Origin of the sequence: Nocardiopsis sp. SBT366 (assembly GCF_001083815.1) — a bacterium.
Lineage (GTDB): Bacteria > Actinomycetota > Actinomycetes > Streptosporangiales > Streptosporangiaceae > Nocardiopsis > Nocardiopsis prasina.
On record NZ_LAVM01000034.1, the window covers coordinates 51,076 to 59,732 of the forward strand.

8 protein-coding genes are annotated in these 8,657 nt (G+C 69.6%); 5 read left to right on the plus strand and 3 right to left on the minus strand.

Annotation, left to right across the window (positions count from 1 at the left end; genetic code table 11):
- Window positions 1-7: 7 nt before the first annotated feature.
- Window positions 8-1,075, minus strand: coding sequence for a MoxR family ATPase (locus ADX84_RS12610; RefSeq protein WP_049572636.1), 1,068 nt, complete (start codon window positions 1,073-1,075; stop codon window positions 8-10).
- 184 nt (window positions 1,076-1,259) lie between these two features.
- Between ADX84_RS12610 and ADX84_RS12615 the strand changes: the two genes are divergently transcribed.
- The 5 genes from ADX84_RS12615 to ADX84_RS12635 all read left to right on the plus strand — a co-directional run bounded on the left by ADX84_RS12615 (window position 1,260) and on the right by ADX84_RS12635 (window position 7,241).
- A complete protein-coding gene (locus ADX84_RS12615) occupies window positions 1,260-1,976 on the plus strand; it encodes a hypothetical protein (protein WP_049572678.1) in 717 nt (238 codons plus the stop codon).
- 457 nt (window positions 1,977-2,433) lie between these two features.
- On the plus strand, window positions 2,434-3,201 hold the full coding sequence (locus ADX84_RS12620; RefSeq protein ID WP_049572640.1) for a HipA family kinase: 768 nt from the start codon (window positions 2,434-2,436) through the stop codon (window positions 3,199-3,201).
- Window positions 3,198-3,626 carry a DUF3037 domain-containing protein gene (locus tag ADX84_RS12625; RefSeq protein ID WP_049572642.1) on the plus strand — a complete coding sequence of 143 codons (429 nt, stop codon included), beginning with the start codon at window positions 3,198-3,200 and terminating at the stop codon, window positions 3,624-3,626. Before ADX84_RS12620 ends, ADX84_RS12625 begins: the two co-directional genes overlap by 4 nt.
- A 211-nt stretch (window positions 3,627-3,837) precedes the next feature.
- Window positions 3,838-5,094 (plus strand): multidrug effflux MFS transporter, encoded by a 1,257-nt coding sequence (locus tag ADX84_RS12630; protein ID WP_049572647.1) that lies wholly within the window; start codon window positions 3,838-3,840, stop codon window positions 5,092-5,094.
- Window positions 5,095-5,237: 143 nt separating this feature from the next.
- Complete coding sequence (locus ADX84_RS12635) at window positions 5,238-7,241, plus strand: AMP-binding protein (RefSeq protein WP_049572651.1); 2,004 nt, start codon at window positions 5,238-5,240, stop codon at window positions 7,239-7,241.
- 50 nt (window positions 7,242-7,291) lie between these two features.
- On the opposite strand, the gene ADX84_RS12640 is transcribed toward ADX84_RS12635, so the two are convergent.
- A complete protein-coding gene (locus tag ADX84_RS12640) occupies window positions 7,292-7,939 on the minus strand; it encodes a response regulator transcription factor (RefSeq protein ID WP_049572654.1) in 648 nt (215 codons plus the stop codon).
- On the minus strand, window positions 7,891-8,657 hold a 767-nt coding region (locus ADX84_RS12645), incomplete at its 5' end, for a sensor histidine kinase (protein WP_049572657.1). The genes ADX84_RS12640 and ADX84_RS12645, both read right to left, overlap by 49 nt.

The window sequence follows — 8,657 nt, forward strand, 5'->3', positions numbered from 1 at the left end:
TCCCTTCCTACCTCTGCGTGGCGAAGGAGGCGGTCTCACCCGAGGGCGGCTCGTCCCAGATGACCCGGGGCGCGGGAACGGTCGACAGGATGCGGTCGACCACCTGGTCGGGCGTGACGCCGTCGGCCAGGGCGTCGAAGGTCAGGACCAGACGGTGCGCGATGACGTCGTGGGCCAGGACCCGCACGTCGTCCGGCAGCACGTAGTCGCGCCCCCGTAGCAAGGCCAGCGCCCGCGCCGCCGCGACCAGGCCAAGGGTGGCGCGCGGACTGGCGCCCACCTCCAGTGCCTGGCGCAGGTCGGGCATCTGGTGGTTCTCCGGCTCGCGTGTGGCCATGACCAGGCGCACGACGTAGTCGGCGATCAGCTGGTGCACGTGGACGCGCTCGGCGTCGGCCTGGAGCTCGCCCAGGGTCACCGGGTCCAGCACCTGGTGGGCCGTGGGCGGCGTCGAACTCATCCGGCGCAGGATCTCCATCTCCTCGTGCGCCTTGGGGTGGTGGACGTTGACCTTCATGAGGAAGCGGTCGCGCTGCGCCTCGGGCAGCGGGTAGACCCCCTCGGACTCGACCGGGTTCTGCGTGGCGATGACGATGAAGGGTGAGGGCAGCGGGTGCGTGGTGCCGCCGATGGACACCTGCCGCTCGGCCATGACCTCCAACAGCGCCGACTGCACCTTGGCGGGCGCACGGTTGATCTCGTCGGCGAGCACGAAGTTGGCGAAGACCGGCCCCAGCTCGACGTCGAACCGCTCGGTGGAGGGGTGGTAGATGCGCGTGCCGACGATGTCCGAGGGCACGAGGTCCGGGGTGAACTGGATGCGGGAGAACGACCCGCCGGTGACCTTGGCCAGCGTGGAGACGGCCAACGTCTTGGCGATGCCGGGGACCCCCTCGATGAGGCAGTGCCCCTGGGCCACCAGTGCGATGAGGGAGCGCTCCACCATGCGCTCCTGGCCCACGATCACCGTGGACACCTCGTGCAGCGCCGCCCGCAGCAAGCGGGTCGGCTCGCCCGGAGTGCTCTCCGGCCCCGGCGCGGACGCGGGACCGTTCCCGGGTGGGGTTTCTGCCATGTCCCGTCCTTCCCGGACTCGGCGCCCCCGTGCGTGGGCGCCGGTAAGGAGTAGGTTGTGGATCACCTGTGGCGACACTACCTGTTTAGGTGCTCTCGGGCCGGTAGACAACGCGAGACTGGGACCGGGACGGACGGCGGGACGACGGGTGGCGGACCGCGACGTGTCGGAGAGGGGAAGTGACATGACGGCGCCCACGAGGGGCCTCAACGACGTCGACCCGCGCCAGCTCGGCGGGTACCGGCTGCTGGGACGGCTGCACGAGTCACGTCTGGGCGTGGTCTACCTGGGCCGCGACTCCGCCGGGGAGCGGATGAGCGTGGCGATGCTCAACGACGCGGCGGGCATCGACGAGCCCACTCGGGAGCGGTTCGCGCGCGCGGTACGTGACGGTGAGAACGTGGCGGCCGCCCGTACGAGCGGGAGGTCGGCCCTGTGGGTGGCGGTTCCCTACGAGGAGGACGGCGCGGGGGCGGGCCGGTTCCTGGAGGAGGCCGGGCGCGGTGGGCCGGTGGTCCTGCGCGGCCCGGTCGTGATGCCGTACTGGGCGGGGGAGCGGGGCGGCTCGGCGGTGCGCTGGGCGCCGTGGGCGGGGCGCAGGGACAGCCCGGTGGCCCGTGGGGAGGCCAACTGGTGGCTGATCGGTGGCCTGGGCGCCCTGTTGCTGTTGCTCCTGTTGTTGGTGTTCGCGTTGTACCTGTGGATGATGCAGTTCCCGCCTCCGGAGATGCCGGCCCCGAGCGAGCCCGGGGCGGAGCAGTCCGAGCCGGCCGAGGAGCCGGGGTCGGAGCCGAGCCCGGAGGAGGGGGAGGGGGACCCGGCCAGCCCGGCGCCCACGATCCCCGCGCCAGGGGACGAGGGCGAGGGGGAGTGGGGGCAGGACCCCGAGGACAACCTCTAGCTGTACCGGGGGAGCGCGGGCCCGAGGGCCGGGCCGCTGACACGGGGGAGCGGGTGGCGGGCCGGAGTGCCCCGCCACCCGCTTCGTGTCTGCGGACTCACCGGATGGGGACAGGGGAACTTCCGAGGATCTTCGGAATCTTCGAGCGGTTCGGGTGTCCACATTATAAATCTACGTCGTAAAGGTGGCGCGGCTGTTCTGTCGAACCGCCCTACCAAAAACCATATTCGCGCGGCTACGCCGCCCGCCTCCCAACTCCTCGTTCTCGAGGGGTTGGGTGTGTCCGGCCCGGCGGGCCCGTATCTAGAACGTGTTCAGCCCTGTTTAGGAGAGCGCGGGAGAAAGGATGCGGGTCCCGTCCGGGTCCGGCCGGACCTCGCGCCTGTGTCCGGTTGAGCGCCGGACGGCACCGTTGCCGCGGGCGGGCACGCGAACACGGACGTCGGGTTCGGTGCCTATGCTGGCCAGCGTGCTGAAAAAGGTGATCGCGACGCGGTACGTGCTGCCGCTGCGCGAAGGAGGTTCGCTCCCGGGGTTGGTCGAGGCCGACGACCTGGGAATGTACGTGGTCAAGTTCATCGGTGCCGGACAGGGGCGCAAGACGTTGGTGGCCGAGGTCATCACCGGTGAGCTGGGCCGGGCCCTGGGGCTACCGGTCCCGGAACTGGCCGAGGTGGAGTTCGACGCGGTCATCGCCCGCGGTGAACCCGACCCGGAGGTCCAGGAGCTGCTCAAGGCCAGCGGCGGGCTGAACCTGGGGATGGACTTCCTCCCCGGTTCCCTGGGCTTCGACCCGCTGACCTTCGAGGTGGACCGGGAGTTCGCTGGCCGGGTGCTGTGGTTCGACGCCCTGACCGGGAACGTGGACCGCTCCTGGCGCAACCCGAACATGCTGCTGTGGCACGGTCGGCCCTACCTGATCGACCACGGGGCGACGCTGATCTTCCACCACAGCTGGGCCAATGCCGACCGGTTCGTCAAGCGTGCCTACGACGCCTCCGACCACGTGCTGTCGGGGGCCGCTCCCGACCTCGCGGCGGCCGACGCCGCCCTGGCCCCGCTCGTGGACGAGGACCTGCTGCGCGGTGTGGTGCGTCTGGTGCCCGATGAATGGCTGGTGGACGAGCCGGGGTTCGACTCGGCGGAGGAAGTACGAGAGGCGTACGTGAAGCACCTGGTGGCCCGAGTGGCGGACCGTTCCTGGCTGCCGGAGGTGACCTCGTGAGCGAGCGCTACACCACGGTGACCACCGGGCAGGTGGGTGTGGAACGTGAACGAGCGGTGTTCGAGTACGCGCTGCTGCGGGTGATCCCGCGTCTGGACCGCGGTGAGTGCGTGAACGCCGGGGTGATCGTGTACTCGCAGGAGCGGGCGTTCCTGGCGTCGCGATCGGACCTGGACGAGGCCCGGTTGCTGGCTGTGGACGCGGCGGTGGACGTCGCCGGCGTGCGGCGGGCCCTGGAGGCGGTCGAGATGATGTGCCGGGGTGGTGCCGAGGCGGGGCTGGCCGGTCGTGAGCGGCCGGGGCAGCGGTTCCGTTGGCTGACCGCTCCCAGGAGCACCATCGTGCAGCCGGGGCCGATCCACGGCGGTCTGACGGAGGACCCGGAGGCCGAGGTGGAGAGGCTGCTGGACCGGCTGGTGCGGTGACGGGCGGTCGGTGGCGGGGGTGCAGATGACCGTAACGCCGACGTAAGGGACATCACAGGCCTTCGGATGGTTGGGTGGGGAGCGAAATCCTCCCCTTCGGTGTTGGTATGGAGTGGTCCATTCCTTTGGGCACGCTCCCCAACCATCCCTGATCCGTCGCGGCTCCGGTACGCCGCCGTGTGGATCGGCCTGTCTGCGAACTGGAGTGCCTGTGCAGTCCCCATCGTCCCCCTCCACCGCCCCCGAACAGGGGGTCGCCCCCCAACCGACGCGGTCGCGCAAGTCGATCGCCCTGCTGGTGCTGGTCCTCGGTGTGCTCACCGCCACCGGCCCGCTGGCGACCGACATGTACCTTCCGGCCTTTCCCCAGATCACCCGGGAACTGGGGGCGACGGAGGGGCAGATCGGCCTGACCCTGACGGCGATCATGATCGGCATGGCCGTGGGTCAGCTGGTCATCGGGCCGATGAGCGACGCCTGGGGCAGACGCGGTCCGCTGCTGGTGGGTGTCGCGCTGTTCACGGTGACGTCGGTGCTGTGTGTGTTCGTGCCGAACGTGACGGTGTTCATCGCGCTGCGCTTCCTCCAGGGCGTGGCGGGGGCGGCCGGTGCCGTGGTGGCCCGGGCCATCGTGCGCGACATGTTCCAGGGTGACGACGCGGTGCGGTTCTTCTCCCGGCTGGCGTTGGTGATGATGCTGGCCCCGTTGCTGGCTCCCCTGGTGGGTGCGCAGTTGTTGCTGGTGGGCCCGTGGCAGTTGAGTTTCTGGGTGTTGGCGGCGATGTCGGCGCTGAGCTTCGTGCTGGTGCTGTTGTGGCTGCCGGAGAGCCTGCCGCCGGAGGCCCGACGGTCCCAGGGGCCGCGTCAGCTGGCCTCGACGGTGTGGGGTCTGGTGCGCAACCCGCGGTTCGTGAGTCCCGTGCTGACTCTGGGGCTGAGCTTCGGGATGCTGTTCACCTACGTGTCGGCGTTCTCGTTCGTTTCGCAGAACGAGTTCGGGATCTCGCCGCAGACCTACGGGTGGTTGTTCGCGGTGAACGCGTTGGCGTCGATGGCGGGCACCCAGGGCAACGGTTTCCTGGTGGGTCGTGTGGACACGGCCCGGCGGTTGCTGATGGGTCTGTTGCTGGCCCTGGTGTCGGTGCTGTCGCTGTTGGTGTTGGCGCTGAGCGGGATGGCGGAGCTGTGGATGGTGTCGGGGCTGTTGGCTCTGATGATGTTCAGCGTCGGTTTCATCATGCCGAACGCGACGGTGACGGCTCTGGACGGTCAGCCCAAGGCCGTGGCCGGTACGGCCTCGGCACTCATGGGCTCGATGCAGTTCGCTCTTGGCGGTCTGATCGCGGCCACGGCGGGGTTGACGCCTTCGGGTCAGGCCTCGTTGGTGAGCATGGCGGTGGTGATGGCCTCCGTGGCGGTGCTGTCGTTGCTGGCGTTCGTCTGGGCCGCGCGGGTGAAGGTCCGATGAGCCCAGGTCTCGGGTGATTTCAGGCCGGAACGGCGAGGTTGCCGTTCGGTGGGGAAATGGGCACAGTAGGGCACAATTCCCCGACTGAGGCGGGTGGGGATCGTGTCGGGCCCGCCTACTGACGCGACAGAGGATGAGTGGGTATGGGCGAGACCCCCGGTTCGTTGGCTCGAGAACACTCCGGGTTGAGTGAACTGATCTACGAGGTGGCGACCACGGACGCCCACGCGCACGTGTTCTCCGTGTTGGAGGGTCAGGACTGGGAGCGTCGGACCGCCGGGGAGTTCGCCACCGAGGTGACGGCTCTGGCGAAGGGGCTGGTCGCGGCCGGTGTCGCTGAGGGTGACCGAGTGCTCCTGGTGGCCGACTCGCACCACGACTGGGTGCGGTTCGCGTTCGCCGTGTGGTCGGTGCGGGCCGTGTTGGTGCCGCTGCCGAGGACGGCGTCAGCGGAGCGGGTGAAGCACGTGGTGCGTGAGACGCGCCCGGCGGCCGCGGTGGTCGAGGGGGACCGCCAGTACCGGACGGCCGTGGGGTTGCAGCGGGAGCTGCCGGACCTGGGCCGGGTGTGGCGTTACGAGGAGGGCCTGCCGGTGGTGGCGGGTCTGGGGACGTACATGGACGCCTCCGCGGTGCGGTTCCGTCGTGACGAGGTGGTCGCCGACGACCCCGCGGTGGTGTTGTACCCGATGAGCACGGTCTCGCGGCGGACGCGGGGTGTGGTGCTGTCGCACGGGGCGCTGCTGACGGCGGCGGCTGACCTGGTTGACCGGATGTGGCCACGGTTGTCGGAGCTGTCTGCGGGCCGGGCGAGCGCGGTGTTGGACCTGCCGATGTCGGAGCTGCCGGGGTTGGCGTCGTTGGTGGCGTGTGTGGTGGGCCGGGTCCGGGTGGGACTGGTGGCCCCGGGGCGGTTGCGACGTGAGCTGCACCGGTTCCGGCCGACGGTGCTGGTGTGCCGGTCGGACCTGTTCGAGCGGGTGCACGGTTCGGAGCGGGCGTCGGCGCACTCCACGGACTGGGACTCGGTGGGGACGTTCAACGCGGCGATGGACGCGGCGGTGTCGTTCGACCAGTCGCCGAAGAAGGGTGCCTGGCGTCGGTTGTCGCGGTCGATGTACGACTGGTCGTTCTCGAAGATCCGGGATCTGTTGGGTGGCCGGGTGCATCTGGCGGTGTGCTGGGGCGGTGGGTTGACGGATCGGTTGGACAGTTACTTCAACGGTGTGGGTGTGCCGGTGATGCAGGTGTTCGGTGTGCCGGAGACGGCGGGTGTGTTCGTGGCGAACGCGCCTGGTGAGCGGGTCGCGGGTTCGGTGGGGCAGGCGATGCCGGGGCGTGAGGTGTGGGTTTCGCGCGGGGGTGAGCTGTTCGTGCGCGGCGGTGCGGTGTTCCTGGGGTACTGGGCGGACGGTGAGGGTTCGCGGTCGGCGTTCCGGGAGGGCTGGTTGGCCACGGGGGTGTTGGCCGAGGAGGACGCTGAGGGGTTCGTCCGGGTGCGGGGGCGGGTGCGTCCGCAGGCGTCGGTGGCGGAGGTTCCGGGGCGGTTCGTGCCGCGGGCGAACGTGCTCGACGTGGTGGCCGAGCCGGAGTTGGAGGTGGCTCCGGAGGTGGTGGCCACGGCGTCGCTTCCTGTGGTGGAGGCTCCCACGCGGGAGTTGGAGGTGGCTCCGGTGGTGGAGTCCGGGGGGTCTCGGGGGGAGTCGTCGGGGACGGGTGAGTTCGCGGCGGTGGGTGAGGGTTCGCGGGACTCTGACGTGGTGTCGGGTTTCGAGGCTCGGTTGCGGTCGCATCCGTTGATCAGTCAGGTGTTGGTGATCGTGGAGGGGCGGCCGTTCGCGAGTGCCCTGGTGACGCTGGTGCGTGATCAGTTGGAGTACTGGCGTCTGGTGAACGGTCGGCCGTTGTCGATGGCGCCGGAGGAGATCGCGGGGGACCGTGATCTGCTGCGGGAGGTGCAGGGTTTGGTGTATGAGGCCAACCGGAGTGTGCCGCGGCATCTGGCGGTGCGGTCGTTCCATGTGTTGGCTGAGGAGTTCACGGTGCAGTCGGGGTTGGTGCGTCCTTCGGGGGAGTTGCGGCGTGAGGCGGTGTTGCGTGCGTTCTCCGAGGAGATCGACGGGCTGTATCGGGTGCGTCGTGAGTAGTGGTTGAGGTGGGTGTGTGGCCGTGGTCCCGGTGGGGGCCGCGGCCTTTTTCATTGGCCGTTGAGGTAGGCGAGGACGGCGAGGACGCGGCGGCTGTCGTCGCTGGAGGGGGGCAGGTCGAGTTTGGTGAAGATGTTGTTGATGTGTTTGCTGATGGCCTTTTCGGTGATGTAGAGGCGTCCGGCGATGGCGGAGTTGGAGCGACCCTCGGCCATTTCGGCGAGGACCTCGCGTTCGCGGGGGGTGAGTTGGGCCAGGGGGCCGCTCTGGTCCTGGCGGGCGAGGAGTTGGGAGATGACGGCGGGGTCCATCGCGGTGCCTCCGTCGGCGACGCGGCGGATGGCCTCGATGAACTGGTTGATGTCGAAGACGCGGTCCTTGAGGAGGTAGCCGACGCCGCCCGCGTCGTCGGAGAGGAGTTCGCGGGCGTAGAGCTGTTCGACGTGTTGGGAGAGGACGAGGATCGGCAGGCCGGGGATCTGGCTGCGGGCGCCGATGGCGGCCTGGAGGCCTTCGTCGGTGAAGGTGGGGGGTAGGCGGACGTCGACGACGGCGACGTCGGGTTTGTGGTCGATGAGGGCGGTGTGGAGGTCGGGGCCGTTGTCGACGGCGGCGACGACGGTGAAGGTGTGGGCTTCGAGGAGTCGGATCAGGCCGTCGCGGAGGAGGGCAAGGTCTTCGGCGATGACAACGCGCATGGGATCTCCAGGGTGACGATGGTGGGGCCGCCGTGGGGGCTGGTGATGTTCATCGTGCCATCGAAGGAGTCGAGGCGCCGCGCGATGCCGGCGAGGCCGCTTTCGGGGGTGGGTTGGGCGCCTCCTTGTCCGTTGTCGGTGACGGTGGTGACGAGTCGTTGGCGGCCGTGGTTGATGTGGACCCAGGCGTGGGTGGCGTGGGTGTGTTTGGCGGTGTTGGTGAGGAGTTCGGCGATGGCGAAGTAGGCGGCGGATTCGACGGGGTCGGCGGGTCTGCCGTTGAGGTTGGTGGTGACGGTGATGGGGAGGTGGTGGGTGAGGGCGAGGGCGTGGACTGCTCCGTCGAGTCCGCGTTCGACGAGGACGGGTGGGTGGATGCCGCGGACGAGGTCGCGGAGTTCGGTGAGGGCTTTGCGGGTGGTCTCGCGGGCTTCGGCGAGCATGTGTTTGGCGTTGTGGGGGTTGGTGTCGACGATCTGTTCGGCCAGGGCGAGGTTCATGCCGAGGGCGACGAGGCGGGCTTGGGCTCCGTCGTGGAGGTCGCGTTCGATGCGGCGGATTTCGGCGGCCTGGGTGTCGATGGTGTCGGCGCGGCTGGTGGCGAGGTGGGCGACGCGTGCGGTGAGTCGGGCTTTTTCGGAGGGGGCGAGGATGATGCGGGCGAGTTTGTGGTGGGCGCTGGTGGTGAGGGGGTGGAGGAAGTGGGCGAGGAGGAGGG